Origin of the sequence: Bythopirellula goksoeyrii (assembly GCF_008065115.1) — a bacterium.
In the GTDB taxonomy this organism is placed as follows: Bacteria; Planctomycetota; Planctomycetia; order Pirellulales; family Lacipirellulaceae; genus Bythopirellula; species Bythopirellula goksoeyrii.
Genome location: NZ_CP042913.1, coordinates 2662161 through 2679253, shown reverse-complemented (window position 1 = coordinate 2679253; position 17093 = coordinate 2662161). Strand labels below are relative to the sequence as shown.

At 53.2% G+C, this 17093-nt stretch carries 15 protein-coding genes; 6 read left to right on the top strand and 9 right to left on the bottom strand.

The genetic code is table 11. The features are described from left to right. Positions 1-12 precede the first annotated feature (12 nt). The 4 genes from trkA to Pr1d_RS25745 are packed head-to-tail and all read left to right on the top strand — an operon-like array spanning position 13 to position 3725. Positions 13-1347: a Trk system potassium transporter TrkA gene (gene trkA / locus Pr1d_RS10570; RefSeq protein WP_238476683.1), complete on the top strand. Its 1335-nt coding sequence runs from the start codon at positions 13-15 to the stop codon at positions 1345-1347. 35 nt (positions 1348-1382) lie between these two features. Further along, the gene (locus Pr1d_RS10565) at positions 1383-2960 is read left to right on the top strand and encodes a TrkH family potassium uptake protein (protein WP_148073490.1); all 1578 of its coding nucleotides are present in this window, start codon (positions 1383-1385) and stop codon (positions 2958-2960) included. Between the two features lie 31 nt (positions 2961-2991). Continuing rightward, a complete protein-coding gene (locus Pr1d_RS10560) occupies positions 2992-3498 on the top strand; it encodes a hypothetical protein (protein ID WP_148073489.1) in 507 nt (168 codons plus the stop codon). A gap of 56 nt (positions 3499-3554) precedes the next feature. Next, the gene (locus tag Pr1d_RS25745; protein ID WP_168205170.1) at positions 3555-3725 is read left to right on the top strand and encodes a hypothetical protein; all 171 of its coding nucleotides are present in this window, start codon (positions 3555-3557) and stop codon (positions 3723-3725) included. Positions 3726-3742: 17 nt separating this feature from the next. Here Pr1d_RS25745 and Pr1d_RS10555 read toward each other — a convergent pair whose 3' ends face one another. Beyond that, a complete protein-coding gene (locus Pr1d_RS10555; RefSeq protein WP_148073488.1) occupies positions 3743-5386 on the bottom strand; it encodes a prenyltransferase/squalene oxidase repeat-containing protein in 1644 nt (547 codons plus the stop codon). Between the two features lie 338 nt (positions 5387-5724). On the opposite strand from Pr1d_RS10555, the gene rpmG reads away from it, so the two are divergent. Then, positions 5725-5901 carry a 50S ribosomal protein L33 gene (gene rpmG / locus Pr1d_RS10550; RefSeq protein WP_146451405.1) on the top strand — a complete coding sequence of 59 codons (177 nt, stop codon included), beginning with the start codon at positions 5725-5727 and terminating at the stop codon, positions 5899-5901. 52 nt (positions 5902-5953) lie between these two features. Beyond that, the gene (gene recJ, locus Pr1d_RS10545) at positions 5954-7693 is read left to right on the top strand and encodes a single-stranded-DNA-specific exonuclease RecJ (protein WP_148073487.1); all 1740 of its coding nucleotides are present in this window, start codon (positions 5954-5956) and stop codon (positions 7691-7693) included. 34 nt (positions 7694-7727) lie between these two features. Here recJ and Pr1d_RS10540 read toward each other — a convergent pair whose 3' ends face one another. The 8 genes from Pr1d_RS10540 to Pr1d_RS10505 form a co-directional block, all read right to left on the bottom strand. Beyond that, on the bottom strand, positions 7728-8186 hold the full coding sequence (locus Pr1d_RS10540; protein ID WP_148073486.1) for a type II toxin-antitoxin system VapC family toxin: 459 nt from the start codon (positions 8184-8186) through the stop codon (positions 7728-7730). After that, a complete protein-coding gene (locus Pr1d_RS10535) occupies positions 8183-8440 on the bottom strand; it encodes a hypothetical protein (protein WP_148073485.1) in 258 nt (85 codons plus the stop codon). Before Pr1d_RS10535 ends, Pr1d_RS10540 begins: the two co-directional genes overlap by 4 nt. Positions 8441-8786: 346 nt before the next feature. Next, entirely contained in the window at positions 8787-9644 is an 858-nt protein-coding gene (gene ilvE / locus Pr1d_RS10530; protein WP_148073484.1) for a branched-chain-amino-acid transaminase, read from the bottom strand. A gap of 77 nt (positions 9645-9721) precedes the next feature. Next, positions 9722-10507 (bottom strand): ABC transporter ATP-binding protein, encoded by a 786-nt coding sequence (locus tag Pr1d_RS10525; RefSeq protein WP_210417953.1) that lies wholly within the window; start codon positions 10505-10507, stop codon positions 9722-9724. Then, the gene (locus tag Pr1d_RS10520) at positions 10500-12014 is read right to left on the bottom strand and encodes an ABC transporter permease (protein ID WP_148073483.1); all 1515 of its coding nucleotides are present in this window, start codon (positions 12012-12014) and stop codon (positions 10500-10502) included. Before Pr1d_RS10520 ends, Pr1d_RS10525 begins: the two co-directional genes overlap by 8 nt. 58 nt (positions 12015-12072) lie before the next feature. After that, entirely contained in the window at positions 12073-13668 is a 1596-nt protein-coding gene (gene lysS, locus Pr1d_RS10515) for a lysine--tRNA ligase (RefSeq protein WP_238476682.1), read from the bottom strand. A 222-nt stretch (positions 13669-13890) separates the two neighbouring features. Further along, entirely contained in the window at positions 13891-14280 is a 390-nt protein-coding gene (locus tag Pr1d_RS10510; protein ID WP_148073482.1) for a DNA polymerase ligase N-terminal domain-containing protein, read from the bottom strand. A 74-nt stretch (positions 14281-14354) separates the two neighbouring features. After that, positions 14355-16718, bottom strand: coding sequence for a COG1361 family protein (locus Pr1d_RS10505; RefSeq protein ID WP_148073481.1), 2364 nt, complete (start codon positions 16716-16718; stop codon positions 14355-14357). Positions 16719-17093: the final 375 nt, after the last annotated feature.

Sequence of the window (17093 nt, the reverse complement as noted above, 5' to 3'; positions counted from 1 at the left end):
CAAAAATCTAATATGCGAATTGTAGTTCTGGGGGCAGGCACCGTTGGAAGATCGATCGCGTCGTTGCTATGCTTGCATCGTCATAGCGTGACTGTGATAGATACCAATCCCGAGCGCATCCGTCATATTAACGAGAACTTCGACGTGCGAGGGATCACAGGATCTGCTGCTCAGTCGAGTATTTTGTTCCAGGCGGGCGTGGGGAGCGCTGACCTTTGTCTCGCTGTGACCGGCATCGATGAAGTGAATATAGTCTCAGCCAGCATGGCGAAGGCGATGGGAGCCAATCGGGCAGTAGCCCGAGTCTATGCCCCCGTATTCCGGGATTTGAGTACCTTCGACTACCGACGCCATTTCGGAATCGACCGCTTGCTAAGTCTCGAGCATTTAACGGCGCTGGAATTAGCACGAGGTATTCGCCATCCCGGTTCGGTTGTTGTTGAGAGCCTCGCGCGGGGTGAACTTGAAGTCCATGAAGTTATGGTCTCGAAAGAGAAAAAAGGTGTCGGCAAGGCCCTCAAAGATCTCGAACTATCGAAGAATGTACGCATTGGTTCGATTAGCCGAGATGGGAAAACATGGATCGCGGGCGCGGAGGACATCATTCAAGTTGGCGACAGACTTACGATCATCGGTACTCGGAATGAGATCGATGATGTAAAAACGATGTTTTGCAGCGATGCGGGAAGTAAGCAGCGAGTAGTCATCGCAGGTGGCGGAGAAACGGGCTATCATTTGGCCTATGTGCTTGAGGGGGGGCACCACAATGTGGTGCTAATTGAACTTGACCGCGAACGTTGTGATTTTCTGGCGAGCCACCTCAAACAGACCACCGTGGTAAATCGCGATGCGACTCGACGTGCAATTTTGGAGGAAGAACGAGTCTCCACTTCTGATGTGTTTGTTGCTTGCACTGGGGATGATGAGGACAACATCATGGCCTCGGTTGAAGCACGAGACATTGGTGCCAAGACGATCATGGCACTCGTGGGGCGGCCTGATTATGCTCATGTCGTTGGCAAGCTAGGAATCGATCATGCAGTGAGTCCTCGCGAAGTGGTTGCTAAGCAGGTGCTTGGCTTTTTAACCAATGGACCTATTGTCTCGAAAACACCACTAAGCGAAGGGAGCAACCTCAGTGTGTTGGAAATCGACGTCAAAGAGGCATCTCCTGCAACTGAGCGTGTACTGGCGAATCTTGGACTTCCCCCACAGACTTTGGTCGCTGCAGTGATTCGAGAAGGGTTCGCTTCCGTACCAGGAGGTGACTATCAGTTTGCAACTGGAGATACGGTTATTGCGTTAGTTGCAGATGAAATGATTGAGCTGATCGAAAAAGTTTTTTGATCACCAAGTAGTATTCGACAACCTCCGATCTTACTATGAACCTCCGAATCGTAGCCCGACAACTCAGCGTAGTAGCTTGGCTTATTGGCTTGACAATGCTGTTTAGCATTTCGGCGGCCTGGCCCGAGATTGGAGGGCAAAGCGAATTTGAGGATCACGGGTTCTGGGCCCTCTTGGCCTCTATGGTGGTCTGCGGCATAACGGGTTTGATGCTGCGCATGGCCAGCGGGGAGAGCAATTCCACACTCTACCGCAAAGAAGCGATGGCAGTGGTCGGCCTGAGTTGGGTTCTCGCCACGGTATTGGGGGGCTTGCCTTTCTATTTCGCTGAAGTAATCTACACCAGCGTCGATGGTCGAGAAATTCCCATGGGAATTGCAGATTGCCTTTTCGAAAGCCAGTCTGGATTCAGTACCACCGGGGCAACGGTGCTGACTGATATCGAAAATCACAAGTGGGTGCCAAGATCGATCCTGTTTTGGCGATCTAGTACCCATTTTCTTGGCGGACTGGGAATCATTGTCCTGTTCGTCGCTATTCTGGGCCAAGGCTCCGCCGGCAAAGCACTGATGCGAGCCGAGATGCCTGGGCCCAGCAAGGAAGGCTCCCAGGAGCGAATGCAACATGCCGCCTGGAACTTTGCGGCGATCTATTGTGTGCTGAACCTTATCTTGACTATCATCCTGTATCTGGAGGGTATGACGTGGTTTCAAGCGATCTGCCATGCTTTTGGCACGATGGCGACCGGGGGATTTAGCACCTTGAATGCGAGTCTCGGTGGTTTCAACTCGAAAACTATCGAGTACACCGTGATCGTCTTCATGATTCTGGCCGGTACTAATTTCACTCTGATCTACCTTCTCACACTAGGGAAATTCAAGAAGCTAGTTACTGATCCTGAGTGGCGCACCTACGTTGGCATTCTGGCGGTCGCCACAGCTTTGGTAATCATCGTAGGAATCTTTGAGTCGCATGACTTTGACCCCCAAGACAAACTTACTGCAGTGCCTGAGTTTGAATTGGCATTCCGTGATGGATTGTTCCAGGTTGTCTCTATCATGACTACAACCGGTTATTGCACGGCCGACTTCGACCTTTGGAACAATTTTAGTCGTGGATTGCTGGTCGTACTGATGTTTATTGGCGGATGTGCTGGAAGTACCGGCGGTGGCATGAAGGTGATTCGTATTATCTTGTTTACCAAGATCCTCGGCCGCGAAGTGGAACATTCTTATCACCCTTCTGTCGTCCGACACATCCGATTAGCAGGAGAACCTGTCACCGATCAAAACATTCCCCACAACATTCTCGTCTACGTGGGGCTCATTGGTGCAATTATCGTGACAAGCTGGCTGGCACTAACCTGGATCGAGTTGGACCAAACTTGGATCGAGGCGGGGCATCCTACGCACAACAAGCTGATCGATTCCGGTACTGCTGTCTGTGCCACGCTTCACAACATTGGTCCCGGCCTCGGTATCGTAGGGGCGACGCGAAACTATGCCCCTTTTTCAGATTCGGCAAAGCTTCTGTTTACCCTTTTGATGATGCTCGGGCGGCTAGAGTTGTTTGCCGTCCTAGTGCTAGTCATGCCGAGTTTTTGGCGAGACTGATTAGAAATACTTTAACTGGAGAACACAAACAATGACGTTCATATCACAGATTGATACCCTCTTTGGAAGTGTGATTGTGGGACAAGCCCAGCCAACCCTCGACGGCACCTTCGCCTTGCAAGTGCTATTGCGAGTGCTACACATTTTTGGGGCTGTGATCTTGGTAGGAGGGATCTTCTATCAGCGTTCGATTCTGTTTCCCACCGGAGTGGATGCCTGCTTTGTCGGTCGTCGCCAGGTATGGGCCAAGTGGGTTGGCATCGCCACATTGTTCTTGTTAGCGAGCGGCCTGTACAACTTCATCACGATCATTCGAACAGCCAAGGCTGATGGAGTGCCTCTTCCGCCAACCTATCATGCCCTATTTGGAGTAAAGTTTTTGTTGGCACTGCTAGTCATGTTTTTGGCCGCAATCCTAGCCGGTAAAACAGAGGCCGCAGAGCGATTCCGCCAGAAGATGGGCATGTGGCTCAATGTGGCTTGGTCGGCCAGTCTTACGATTTTGGTGATCGCTGCAATTCTGCGTAATTATCATTGACTCTAGAATGTTCAAGCCAACTTAGATCTATCTGAAATGCAAGAAACGGGGATTCCATGGACAAAAAAGCCAAGAAGCGAATCGAAGTACTAAGAAAGAAAATCTCTCAATCGCAGGTCCTCTTATCTGCTGCCAAGCAGCAACCGGATGACCCCGAGGAACCAGCTCGGATTGAAGCCGACATTGCTCGGGCAGAAGAGGAGATCCGGAAGCTCAAGGAGAGCTGAATGTCGATTGGTGCCTTTTAGGGTGCCTGGTTTACAAACTCCGACTGATACATCGGCATATAGCGGTAATAGACTTCCAGAGTGAGAATCGCAAGCGTTGTTGTGTATAGCCGACCACCGCGATCGCTCCAAGGTTCGTCAAAGTACCAACTTCCATCCTCGTGGCCCTCTTCAGCTTGAGTTTGCACGAGATAGTTCCGCATGCGTGGGTTCCAGCGTCTCCAGCCGGCGCCACCTACGTGATGCAACACTTGGCTCGTGTAATAGTTGAAGTACATGTTCGAATCTTTGGGGTGTTCCTTGGCAAGTAGCACTGCTCCTTTGAGTAGGGGGGGATGCTCTTCAGGCCAGCCGATCATCATCCGACTATAGAGACCGACCGCAGTCATTGACGGTCGCGTGGAGGAAGGCTGCTGGTATCCGTAGGTCGCACCCTTCTCTGCTTGAACACTGTCGAGAAACTCAGCGGCCCGATACCAGACATGCCGAGGAATATCCAGTCTCCCCAAGACGCCGCTCTTTAGCGCCATGAGTTGCCACCCGGTAACAGAGAGGTCACCAGGCTGACGAGGTTCATACCGCCAGCCACCTAGTTCATTCTGGGCATTGACGATGAAGTCGATCGCTTTTTGAGCAGGTCCTGCAATGTTCGAATCACGAGTCATCGCATAGTTTTCGCACAATGCTAAGCTTGCAATCGCATGGGAATACATGTCGCCTCGAAGGCGGACGGACGCTTGCCTGGCAAACGGCAGGGAAATCTCTTGGGAGTCGCGCAAATCTCCGCCCTCAGAGGTCAGCAGCATCTTGTTGATTAGGAAGTAGAGCCCCTTGGAAACTACTTCTTGATAGGGACCTTCGTGCTGTGTGTAGCCGCCCCCGAGAAAACAGAGCAGGGCCAATCCTGTTGCTCCAGTACTCGAATCGATCCTGCCCGGATTGCGGCATTTGCCAGCACATTGAGGACAATGCTCTGCATCCAGATGAAAGGTCCAACTCCCATCTTCCAGTTGATGAGCTGCCAGCCACTTGAGGCCCGCTTCTACGGCAGCTTCGCTAGATTCGGATCCCCCACCCGCAAGGGCAAGACTACGACGATTATCAAGGTTTCGCCCTTCGAGGCCACCACCAGCGGATGCCAATGGATTGCCGATGTCTAACATCTCTGTAGCAAACGCATCGACCGAGGCGGTTGCCGTCGGAGTAAGCATGGGCTGCGTAATATCGACCGAGGGAGTTCCCAATTCCAGATCAGGTAGTCCCATTGCCTTTGGAGCCATGCTTTCGCTGTCGAGCTCATCTCCCACCGATGGCATGGGGTTTAACTCGATATCGAGCTCTTGTGGTAGTTCCGAGGTGGCAGTACCTTCGAGGGTCCAATCCGGACCCTTCCCTTGTTGCGTGATAACAAGGAGTGACAACAGAACTACGACGGCCAAATGGGCAACTCCGCTAGCTAGCCACGAACTGGACTCGCTGTCGGAGAGCCAGCCCAGCACCCAACCCCAAAGGGAACTGGAGGAGGATTTGGCATTTTTTCCTTGATCCGCAGCGGGAACTGACGGAGATTCCTCGAAAGATTCGCGCGCCGGATTCGATGGGGGCACGACGGGGGCCGAACCGGAAGAGAGCGATGGATTGTCGGCCTGCAAGGGATTCACGGGGCAGCGCCTGGGTAAATTGCAGATCAGCCGGCGGCGTCAACATCCGGCGTTTGGCTGCAAAGGGGTCTCTGAACCTAAATAATCCTGTAGAATAGGCCCTAGTTTGCCAGAACCGAAGGCCCATTTTGGGCATAGCGGCGGCCCCCCCGAACGCTGCTTCCCTAGCTTTTAGTATAACGCCTATCATGTCAGCCGAATGCACAAAAATTAACCTCAGATTAACCACTGGAAGAATCCAACGAAAAAGCCTAGAATCTGCTGTTTCGCTCATGTTTGACACCCCCTCTCGTAGGAATCCGGAGGGGAAAGAGATAGGCCTTAATTAAGAAGATACGATGGCTAAGAAATCTGGAAAACGCAAGAAAAAAGTTGAGACCGTCTTTCTGGTTTGTGAAGAGACGGGCGACTACAACTACACGATCCGCCGTAAGTTGGGAGGCGAGAAACTTAAGCTGAAGAAATACTCCCCCCGCTTGCGCCGTCATACTGTACACACCGAAAAGAAAAAATAGCCCTTTGGCTCGGGATCCCCCTCCGGATCTCTGCTCTTGATTCACGGATGACATGCCCAAACACTGGCGCATTGCCAACTACGATGCCGACTGTGTAGCCGCATTGCAGCAGGCGGCAGGTATTCCAGCTGTGGTTGCTCAACTGCTTCTCTCGCGCGGCATCAGCGATCCCGACGACGCCCGCCTGTTTCTCGATCCAAAGCTCACGGGTCTGCGTGATCCAGCCTTGCTTCCCGGTGCGACTCGAGCTGCCGAGATTATCTACGCCGCGATTCAGGCTGGTGACAAGATTACCATCTATGGTGATTACGATGCCGACGGCATGACTGCTACCGCGATTCTCTTGCGTTGTATGAAGTTGCTGCACGCGAACGTCGACTTCTATGTGCCGCACCGCATCGATGAGGGTTACAGCCTCAACAACGAAGCCTTAGAGAAAATCGCCAGTCAGGGAACGAGGTTAGTCGTGACGGTTGATTGCGGCGTGGCCAGTGTTGCTGAAGCGCAGCATGCCCGCGATCTAGGGCTCACGCTCATCATCACCGACCATCATCAAATGGCCGACCAACTTCCTCCCGCTGCGGCGATTGTCCATCCCGGACTACCTGACGGAGATTATCCCTTCGATGGACTGTGTGGTGCCGCCGTCGCACTGAAGGTAGCCTGGGCCGTATGTCAATGTGCTAGTGAAGGACAAAAGGTCACAGATCGACTACGTAGCTTCTTGTTGCAAGCCGTTGGGCTCGCTGCCATTGGAACGGTAGCAGACGTCGTGCCGCTGATCGACGAAAATCGCATCTTGGTCCGCTACGGCTTGGGTTGTCTGAAGTCGGAGCCCAACGTTGGCATAGACGCCCTGCTCCGCTCAACGAAGCTTCATGATAAACCTCGGCTTGCCGGAGATGACCTGGGTTTCTCCATCGGACCGCGGCTCAACGCGGCTGGGCGATTGGGCCAGGCTGATTTGGCCATCGAGCTCCTAACCACGGAAAGCATGCAGCGGGCTGATACGATTGCCCAGTACATGGAAGAACTTAACCTGCAAAGGCAAACTCTCGAACGCTCGATGGCTCGCGCTGCCTCGAAGCAGGCTCGCGATTTTGGTGATCCCCATCAAGCCCCCGCGCTCGTGCTTGCCGACCACGACTGGCATCCTGGTGTCATTGGAATCGTGGCGGGACGTCTGGCAGAAAAATATTGTTGTCCAGTGATATTGATCGCCAACGACCCGCTCGGGGTGAAGCCGGGGATCGGGTCGGCGCGGAGCGTGCCCGGTTTTAATCTGCACGAAGCCCTTGCCGAGTGTGGGGACCTACTCGATAGCCACGGCGGCCATGCCGCAGCGGCAGGGCTGCGCATCGTGCCTGGCAATCTCGATGAATTTCGCAAGGCGTTCTGCAAGATTGCCACCGAAAAGCTCAGAGATGAACCACGCCAAACGGATATCCTGGTCGATGCGGAGGCCTCGCTTCAAATGCTCACACGGCAAACCGTCGAGCAGATCGAGAGCTTGGCCCCCTTTGGGCAGGGAAATTCCGCCCCGATGTTGTGTGCCACCGAAGTACGTCTCACAGGGGCTCCAAAACGAATCGGCTCGACTGGCCGCCATTTGTCGATGATGTTCGATCAGTATGGCGTCAAAATGCGTGCCGTAGCCTTCGGCGGCGGCGACTGGGAAACAGAACTGGCCGGCATCGACGGTCCCATGTCGATCGCCTTCCGCCCCGTGCTCAACACTTTCCGGGGTCGCACCTCGGTGGAGATTCATCTCACCGACTGGCGCGTGGAGTGATTTCATCTCTGTCGTGCTTCAAGTTGTGTCGCGGCTAGAGAGATTGCGCACCTGAAACGATATCATCCGGCGTCATGACGGTCACGTCACTGAAACGCGCAAAGTCACCAGCATTGAAAGTTATGAGATGTGTCAACCCGTGGCGCAGCATAGCGGCAACTATTCTTGCATCATGAGCGGCCTTGCCTTGAACTTTGTAAGTCTGGACCAAGTTTTCCCAATGCTCCAGAATGCCTCGCTCGTCTCGTAGTGGCGGAAACAATTCCTTGAAATCGGAAAGCATTCGAGCGGTATCGTCTGTAGAAAAACCGAGTCCATTCGCTTCTAAGGGTCGAGTTGCAACGACCCAATACTCGTACAGCACTTGGGGAATCGTACGAATGGTATGCTGCTCATCGACAATACGCTCAAGGGCCGCTTTTGCCAACTCCCGATGAGGATGACCAAGGTGATCCAGTCGCAGAAGCACATTCGTGTCGACGAAGATGATCATTCACCACGGCCTTCGTAAATACTTTCTCGGCTATCATCAACGAAAGTAGCTTCGGTGGCGGGTGTGTTAGTCAGATGCTGGTGCAAGCGATCGCGCCAGGTAGCATTAGAAAGCACGTTTCCATCCTGAGTCGCCGTCTTTTCACGAAGAAGGAAAATGGCTTCTCTGAGGGCTTCCTGAGTATCTTTGTAGAGGCCGCTGTTTACAGCTTCTTCAAGAATGCGTTTATCGGAACTAGATATGTTTACTGTCATAGAAAAAAATTTCTCCCTATACTAATATACCGCTGGAGTTGACTGTAGCCAATTATTCAATCTATGCGGCAGCAAATCACTTTGAATCCAACCGGAATTTGATTGCGACTAGTTCTAAAAGCATTTTTAGTAAATCTTTTTCAGCATTGTGCCATTGAGGATTGTGGTGCCAGGCTAGGTCTGCGACATCCTCCTGCCTCCCCCATCGTTCATGGATCTCGCGAATGAGTCTGTCAATCTACTCACCAAAGATTGAATTGCCATAATCAGCAATATCAGTATATGCGTGATCCCCAGGGCGACCATTGGGCATGAGTTAGTCTCCATAATCAAAGTACACTTCGTGCTACGCCCGCGCTAGTTGATGAAATCGCTCGGTGAGGTCCTTGGTCACCGGCCCCGGTTTGCCGTCGCCGATGGGGCGGTCATCGACCTTCACTACCGGAATCACCTCGGCTGCGGTGCCAGTTAGAAAACACTCATCAGCCACGTAGACGTCGTGCTTGGTGATGGAGACTTCTTGCACTTCAGTTCCTGCCGCGCGAGCCAATTCGATGACTGCCTCACGCGTGACTCCGGCGAGAATCCCAGCATCGAGAGGTGGCGTGTAGAGCACCTCATCACGGACAAGAAAGATGTTGTCCCCCGTGCACTCGGCGACTTCGCCTTTGTGGTTGAGCATCAAGGCCTCGATGCATCCTGCTTTGAGGCCTTCGATTTTTGCCAGGATGTTGTTGAGATAATTAAGCGACTTGATCCGCGGGCTTAAGGCCGAAGGGTGGTTGCGCGTAATGCTTGTGGTGATGATCTCCAGACCATTGTCATACAGTTCTTGCGGATAGAGAGCTATCGTATCGGCGATGATAATCACCTGGGGATTACTGCAGCGGTTGGGATCGAGGCCCAAGGTGCCGGCTCCCCGGGTAACAATCGCGCGAATGTAACCATCGGTAAGACCGTTTTTCTTGACCGAATCGTTGATTGCCTTGCACATCTGCTCCTGGGAGAGTGGAATTTCCAAGCAGATTGCCCGGGCCGACTCATAAAGTCGGCGAACATGCTGCTCCAAGCGAAATACCTTTCCCACGTAGCTGCGCAGACCTTCAAAAACACCATCACCATAAAGAAGTCCATGGTCAAAAACACTGATCTTGGCCTCTTTCTGAGGAAAAAAGGAACCGTTGATGTAGATTTGTCGGGACATAAGGGAATGCGGAGTTCGGATTTGGGAAAGCGGAATAATGAAAGCAGAGACTAGTCCTGTGACAGCCTGGTTCGCAGTCAGCTGCCCTGAATGCGGCCTTCGACCAACTTGACAGTCCGGTCGGCCTGCTCGGCGATCCAGGGGTCGTGGGTCACCATGACTATAGTGAGCTTCTCCCGCTGGTTCAACTCACCTAGGATTTTCATGATTTGCTTCCCGGTTGACCGATCAAGATTCCCTGTGGGTTCATCTGCCAGCAGAACGCGGGGCTTGTTCAGCAAGGCTCGGGCGATGGCTGCCCGCTGCATTTCGCCCCCTGAGAGCTCTCGGGGCTTGTGTTTTGCTCGGTGGGAGATTCCTACAAGTTCCAGCAGCTCTCCTGCCCGGCGGCGATGTTCACCCCGGCGAAACCAGTAACCCAATGTGCTTTCGGTGATCAGGGCGGGGGCCAGCACATTCTCCAGGGCAGTTAGTTCAGGCAGTAAGTGGTAGAACTGAAAGATCATCCCAAAATGCTTGTTCCGCAATAGGTCACGGCTGGCATTGGGAAGATTGTCAATCCGATGACCGTCGAAATGCACTTCCCCCGCATCCGGCCGATCAAGAGTGCCCAAGAGGTGTAGCAACGTGCTCTTGCCGCAACCACTTGAGCCGACAATTGCCAGGAATTCCCCTTCATAGATGTCCAGGTCGATTCCTTGCAACACGGGAATGCCGAAGGAACCTTTTTGATAACTCTTGAACAACTGCCGCGTCGCCATCTGCACTTTAGACGAGCGGGGTTGCGCCGCGAGCGCAGAAGTTCCTTCGCTAAGCCGCAAAGCAGGGCGTGATGTCTGCCGTGGATCGGAAATGCTACTCATAACGCAGCGCCCTCACAGGGTGGAGATTGGCTGCGCGGAGCGCAGGAAAGACACTAGCCATAACGGCGATCACAACTGCACCGATACAGATCCAAGTCACGGTAAATGGTGCGACAATCGTTGGGATCTTGTAGAAGTAATACACAGAGGGATCGAACACCGGTTGTCCTGTGACGCGACCTAGGATATCTGCGATCTCATTTATGTTGGCAACGAACAGCAGTCCCAAGACCGCGCCCACGCCCGAACCGACAATGCCGAGGCTAAGACCGTAGCCAAGAAAAATTCCCATCACTCCACTCCCCGAGGCTCCCAGGGATTTGAGTATTCCTATATCGCGCGTCTTCTCTACGACGATCATCAGAAAGATCGCAAAAATGCCAAAGCCTGCCACGGCGATGATCATGAACAACAGCACATTTAGCACAGCTGTCTCCATATTCACCGCCGCCAACAGGGGTCCTTGTTTGTCGCGCCATGTGCTGACCATGTAAAACTGAGCCGGGAAGGCATTTTGGAGGGCATCACGCACTTGTTCTGCGTTTGTCCCCGGAGCCAGCTTGATCTGAATCGAGGTAAATTTGCCCACACCCGTCGTGGGGTCGATCATCCCACGGCTTTTTTGTAGTTCTCGCAACGGCACGAACACGAAGCTAGAATCATATTCGCTCATCTTGCTCTCATAGAAATCTGTGATCGTGTAAAACTCGTTGATTGCCTCAGGTGGCAGGGTTGCTTTGGGAAAACTCACGCGGACATCGTCCCCAGGCAGGGCGACAAAATGGTCACTCCCGTCTGCAGAGCGATACCCACAGATGCCAATTCCCAGCACAATACCGACATGCTGCTCGGTTGCCATATCAAAGTCACGGCCCTCGGCCTGTTGGTCATCGGGATTTCCAAACGGATTTGCCTGCTGAGAGTCAGGCGAAGGAGTAGCAGCAATTAGCTGTCGTTGTTTTTTTAGCAGAGCTCTTCGTTGACGATACGTCCAACCCGCTTGTTCCATTTGAATGCGCGGCTGTTGTTCACCTTCGTCTGGAACCTGATGGTCGACAGTATCATATCCTCCCTGGCGAAGTTTAAATGTAAGTTGATTTCGGTTCTCTGGGTGTTGTAGGTAATCCCCAAAAGCGCTAACACTTGCATAAGATTCTTCATCGATACCCACCATCGTGATTTGCTTCGTGAGCAGTTGGTCGTTGATGTCGATGTACATCAGCCCAGGCACATGCACGGTAGGAGACATGCCGACGATCGCATCCCCTGCGATCGCCTTGATCTTCTGCATATGGGCGTCGGCATCGAGAACACCATCCATCGAGCGGCTCTCAAAGATCAAATCGCCCAGCATGCCGTTAATGCGGGCTTGCATCTCGTGAGTAAAACCAGCCATAACGCTATTGACGACGATCATCGTCGCCACGCCAAGCATCACACTCACGATGCAAACCAGTGCGATATAACGGGTGCGCAGATAACGCCAGCAAAGAAGCAGTTTGTACATAGGAGCCGTCCGTGGTCCAGTAGGCGAGCCGGATGCGTTAGCTTCCGGCAAAGTTCGTTTACTTCTCAGGTCTCAAAAGTGGAAACAAGATCACATCGCGGATAGTTTGGGTATTGGTCAACAGCATCACTAGTCGGTCAATACCGATACCCAGTCCGCCCGCCGGCGGCATGCCGTGCCGAAGGGCGCGGACAAAGTCCGTGTCCATCTTGGCCATCGAATCTTCTTCACTCAGGCCATCCAACTGCGTGCGGAACAACTCTTCCTGTAGGTCAGGATCATTAAGTTCCGTATAGGCGTTGGCCACTTCCATTCCGTGAATGAACAACTCAAATCGCTCGGCAATTGCCGGGTTGTCACGCTTTCGCTTTGTCAGAGGACAGATACTAGCCGGATAGTCCATCACAAAGACTGGACCCACCAAGGCATCTTCAACTTTTGCCTCAAACACATCGCTCTTAATGACGTCAGGATGTCGCCCTTTCGTCTCAATATGCAGCGATTTCGCAAGTTCGGCGATGGCCGCTTCAGCGTTCGGGATTTCGGTATCAATCCCGGTAGCTTCCTCAAACAACTCCGCATAAGTTCGCCTGGCAAAGGGTGGCGTAAAATCAATGGACTTGTCGCCCCAAGAGAGCACATAGGACTGCCCCGTAGCCTGAATTGCGTTGCAGATGCACGCCTCGGTGAGATCCATCATCGAACGATAATCGCCAAATGCTTGATATACCTCAAGCATTGTAAACTCAGGGTTGTGCCTGGGACTGATCCCTTCGTTGCGATACACACGGCCCAGTTCGTAGACTCGCTCAATCCCGCCCACCATGAGTCGCTTGAGGTGCAACTCCAAAGCGATGCGGAGTGTGAGATCCATATCGAGCGTATTGTGATGCGTCATAAACGGCCGCGCGGCTGCACCCCCGGCAATTGAGTGCAGTGTGGGACCCTCGACTTCGACAAATCCCTGGCCGTTAAGAGTATCGCGGATGGATCGTACGATCTTGGTACGGTTCAAAAAACGATCAAGCACACCCTCGGTGTAAGTCAGATCGAGATAGCGTTGCCGCTGGCGGAGTTCGACATCCTGCAACCCGCCGTGTTTATCCGGCGGGGTTTCGATGGATTTGGTAAGAAAATGAATCCTTTCGGCGGCTATCGACAATTCCCCTGTGTTGGAGCGAACCAGTTGGCCATCGACGCCGATGATGTCTCCCAGATCCAACAATTCAACAGTTTTCCAATCATCGCCTACTTGTTTTTGACCAACCATGAGCTGGATCTGACCGCTCATATCACGGATGTCGATGAAGTGTAGTTTGCCCTTGTCACGGTGCAATACGATGCGACCAGCAGCACGCACCTGGGGACCAATGATCTTTCCCTTCCCCTGGTCGGCTTTCCATTGGCGAAAGTTGAAATCGGGGCCTTGCTGGTCGAAATCGGGGAGTGGCAACGTGGTACCGTCTTCGAGTTGGTAGGCGATCTGATCGGCAGCGGCGCGAATCTCTCCCACGAGAGTTCGGTCGTCGAAACGTCCTCCCCAGGGATCGATACCCAATTCTTGGAGACGCGCCATTTTCTCACGGCGGTTACTCTCCAAAGTTGAAAGATCGTCTGTATGGTTTTCAGCGTTATTGGTCATCAGTTGTGGCATTAGTTTGGGTCTGCGCGCAGGATAGGCCTCAATTCGTTAAGAGAGGTAAGATTCTAGTGGATAGGCAAACGTGGTCAACGTCAGCAGGAGGGGCCAACCAAGGAAACTATGCACCCTGCCTATTCCACCTGACTTCACTTACAGCTTTGATAGCCCGTGTCGGAAGGCGCGGGTTATTCACAGCATGGCGCTGGCCTTCCGGCCAGGTTCTTCAGGATTGAGTTAGACATCTAAATTCCAGAAATCTGAGTCCGCCACGCGGGTCAGCTTGAACTCTCCACTTAACGTCTCTCCGCTTAGCACTCCGGTCAGTGTATCAGGGGTGGATTCGAGAATTTGGAACGATCCACCAGAAATCCGAGACACGGACCCACGACCGCCCGTGACTGGTCCTTCATAGTCGAGATAGTCGAGGCGATGATCCGGCAGTCGAGTAACGTTCCCTGGTGCGCCGGCTTCAATCACGTTCAGGTGCAATGCGTTGGCCCAGGCTGCTGGCAGCTCGCGGAGTTCCCAGGTGGCTAGTACTCCGCCCACCTCCAGCATCAAGTCCCAATGGCTGGGCTTGTATTCCGAGGGACATTCATGTCGGAGTAGTGCGTAGCGAGGCATCGTGGCGAGCTGGGTCGACGTCGACCCCAAATTTAGGCGAATGGAGTAGAAACGCTATACCGCAAGCGGCTAGTTTAAAAACCGACGATTTCAACTTGCTCGGTTTTTTGAACACCTTGAGGAAAGTTCTTGCTGGTCACCTCGGCGGTAATGTTCACGAAACCAGCTTTTAGCACCGAGGTCGTCACTGTGAAACTCAACCGTTCGTTGGCACGGATACTAGCGACGGGATTGAATCGCAGTTCATTTCCATTGAGCTGTCCCGCTACGACCGATTGGAGTGTGGCCATATCGGGAATGATCTCTGGAGGGAACAGCACACGCAGTTGAATCTGCTCGTCTGTACTGTTCGAATTATTCTGTACAAAGAACTGGTAGGTAGCCCTGCTGCCAGCAAGCGGCTTCTTATTGTAGGGAGAAATCGACAGACTAATACCCCTCCCTCCACCAGAAGGAGGGACGACATCTGCTGCTCCGCCGGCTCCTGGTCCTCGGGCTTCGACAATCTCGATGCAATGCTCGTCCGCACTGGGAACCATGCCAATGCCAGGTCCTCCATCGCCCGAGACTTGAACGATGCTGCATGCCCGTAGCTTGGGGGCTTGGCAGATACACTCGACTTCAAACCGCTCAGTTGCACCAACCTCCAAGCGGGGAATCCGCCAGAGAAAACGAGACTTGTTGTCGGTGTCGCGAATCGTTTCGTAGCCTTGTGTAAGTGGTTTTGCTAGAAAAACACTGTCGTACTGGTCAAGCACTTCCACATTTGTGAGCGGGACCGCTCCCGTATTTTTTACCGAGAGTTTAAAGAGAGTCGTTTCACCGACTACGTTTTGTCTCGTACCATCTTTACGCACTTCCAAGCCAGGCTGAGGTTGAACCGCAGGCTGGATCACTTCCAAGCAAACTTGTTTGGAAGCTTCCGCCCCCTCTCGGCTACGAACCTTCACATCGTGGCAGATGCTTCCTGCGCGCACGACTTCAAACGTAATGAATTCAGTATGCGACTGACCTGGTCCAAGTGTGACCGAGAGAGGTTTGTCGATGTTGCGAGAACCCAGATTGTCGCTGGGATGACGAAATCCCTCGTCAAACCGATCGCTGAGTGTAAGGCCAGTGGCGGGTGCGTTGCCGCGATTGCTAATCACGACCTCGTAACGTGCTTCTCCTCCCACCTGACCAGTGGGCTCACCTCGAACTTCTAGTTCCAAGATGGGGCGTTGTATCACGGCCGGTTCGGCTGGCGTAATGGGAGGTGAGACATTCGATCCACCGCTTGGAATCGGAAGCACCGGATCGGAAGCTCCCAGGTCATCTGCGGGGGGAAGATACGTGCTGCTTCCGTCCCAATTAACATTCGTAGCGCCATTGGCAACCACCAGTCGCGGCATGTCACTTCCAGCAAAACGCGCTGGTCGGACTATCTGCATCGTGATACGGGTCGTATTTCCTACGCCACCGGTTGGTGTGACATCGATACTGGCGTTGCCGTCGACACCGGTAGATACTTCGACTGCTTGACCTGATTGACCTCCGGAGAGAGTTCCGCCACCATCGGCAACTTCATACCTCACGAGCCAACCTGCTAGCGGAGTGCCGTCAGATTGGCGACGGACGTTGGTTGTGAGTATTTGCGACGATCCGCCCGAAACGACTGCGGGAGGGAATGTCCACTGTACGTCGACCCAATAAATCGTAGCACTGGCACGACGTTGGGACAAACCTTTGACAACGGGTGCGACTGCCGTTATATGGCTGGAGCCTTCTACGGGAGAAGTAATACTCGCCCAGGCGTGGCCGGGCTCAATCGCGACGTCGTCACTCGGATTTCCTGTGCCGCGGTCTAGCGTTAGTGGAATCGCGGCCGTGTAGCCAATACCGTATTGGTTGTCGATCTTCTTCGGTTTGTTCCAGGGCATAAGGGGATTACGACAGATTCCTTTTCCCCCCAACTCCACGATCTCGCCCGCATTTTGACGAGCAACAAGCCACTCAATTTTTTGGTCGGTGATCAGGTAGTTGTCATCCGTGCAGATGCCAGCCTTCAAAACCACTTCGCTGCCAATCGGAGCAAGAACCCGTTCGGGGGTGATCGTCAGTGTCTCAGAAGCGACAGTATTCGGCGGCAATACCTGATTCGGCGGCATCACCTGATTTGACGGCAACACGGGGGCGGCCATCGGACTTGCAATTGCAGCCCCCGCAACTGGCATTGTGGCTTGAGGGAAGACGGGATCGGTGAATACAGGTGGTGCAAAGGGGTTGCCAACCGTCGAGGTTGCGGGGACTACATCTACTGTCTGTTGATTGGGCCAAATGAAGCATCTTTCACCCGAAGGGTCGATCCGGGGCAGACACGAACAGCAGCCACTCGCTAATAGCCCAGCAATGGCGATTACTAGCCTGGAGAGCGAGCAAATTGTAGGGAAACTGTTCATGGAGCATCTGGTATTTCAGTACGTTCCACGGGCGAACCGGTACATATCTCGGCCCTGCGCGGATTATCTCACTGTGAAAATCTAACGCCTGGGCGAGTAAATGATGCCAGAAAGCAACATCTACGTAGAGTTTACGCAACTTTGTCGGCCTACTTTGGCGACTAGATCGACCATGCCGGACAAGCCAAATGTGTCGATTTCATCGGGAAATACTCTCGATCCGTATGGTGGGACGTCGAAACTGGTAGTCTCTTCTGCTGTTGGCGAATTCCTTGCTTCCGCCGCTCGCCCCAATTACCATAAATGTTGGCCCCCGATGCTCCACTGACAGTCTGGCTGGTATTCAGGCTGGGCGGCTGGTGCACGGACTGTAGG

Bases quoted from the DNA above. Each gene is read 5' to 3' on its own strand.
- lysS (WP_238476682.1), bottom strand. From the start codon at position 13,668: ATGCCACAACTGATGACCAATAACGCTGAAAACCATACAGACGATCTT.
- recJ (WP_148073487.1), top strand. From the start codon at position 5,954: ATGCCCAAACACTGGCGCATTGCCAACTACGATGCCGACTGTGTAGCC.
- Pr1d_RS10565 (WP_148073490.1), top strand. From the start codon at position 1,383: ATGAACCTCCGAATCGTAGCCCGACAACTCAGCGTAGTAGCTTGGCTT.
- Pr1d_RS10505 (WP_148073481.1), bottom strand. From the start codon at position 16,718: ATGAACAGTTTCCCTACAATTTGCTCGCTCTCCAGGCTAGTAATCGCC.
- ilvE (WP_148073484.1), bottom strand. From the start codon at position 9,644: ATGTCCCGACAAATCTACATCAACGGTTCCTTTTTTCCTCAGAAAGAG.
- Pr1d_RS10525 (WP_210417953.1), bottom strand. From the start codon at position 10,507: ATGAGTAGCATTTCCGATCCACGGCAGACATCACGCCCTGCTTTGCGG.
- Pr1d_RS25745 (WP_168205170.1), top strand. From the start codon at position 3,555: ATGGACAAAAAAGCCAAGAAGCGAATCGAAGTACTAAGAAAGAAAATC.
- Pr1d_RS10510 (WP_148073482.1), bottom strand. From the start codon at position 14,280: ATGCCTCGCTACGCACTACTCCGACATGAATGTCCCTCGGAATACAAG.
- Pr1d_RS10560 (WP_148073489.1), top strand. From the start codon at position 2,992: ATGACGTTCATATCACAGATTGATACCCTCTTTGGAAGTGTGATTGTG.
- Pr1d_RS10540 (WP_148073486.1), bottom strand. From the start codon at position 8,186: ATGATCATCTTCGTCGACACGAATGTGCTTCTGCGACTGGATCACCTT.
- Pr1d_RS10535 (WP_148073485.1), bottom strand. From the start codon at position 8,440: ATGACAGTAAACATATCTAGTTCCGATAAACGCATTCTTGAAGAAGCT.
- trkA (WP_238476683.1), top strand. From the start codon at position 13: ATGCGAATTGTAGTTCTGGGGGCAGGCACCGTTGGAAGATCGATCGCG.
- rpmG (WP_146451405.1), top strand. From the start codon at position 5,725: ATGGCTAAGAAATCTGGAAAACGCAAGAAAAAAGTTGAGACCGTCTTT.
- Pr1d_RS10520 (WP_148073483.1), bottom strand. From the start codon at position 12,014: ATGTACAAACTGCTTCTTTGCTGGCGTTATCTGCGCACCCGTTATATC.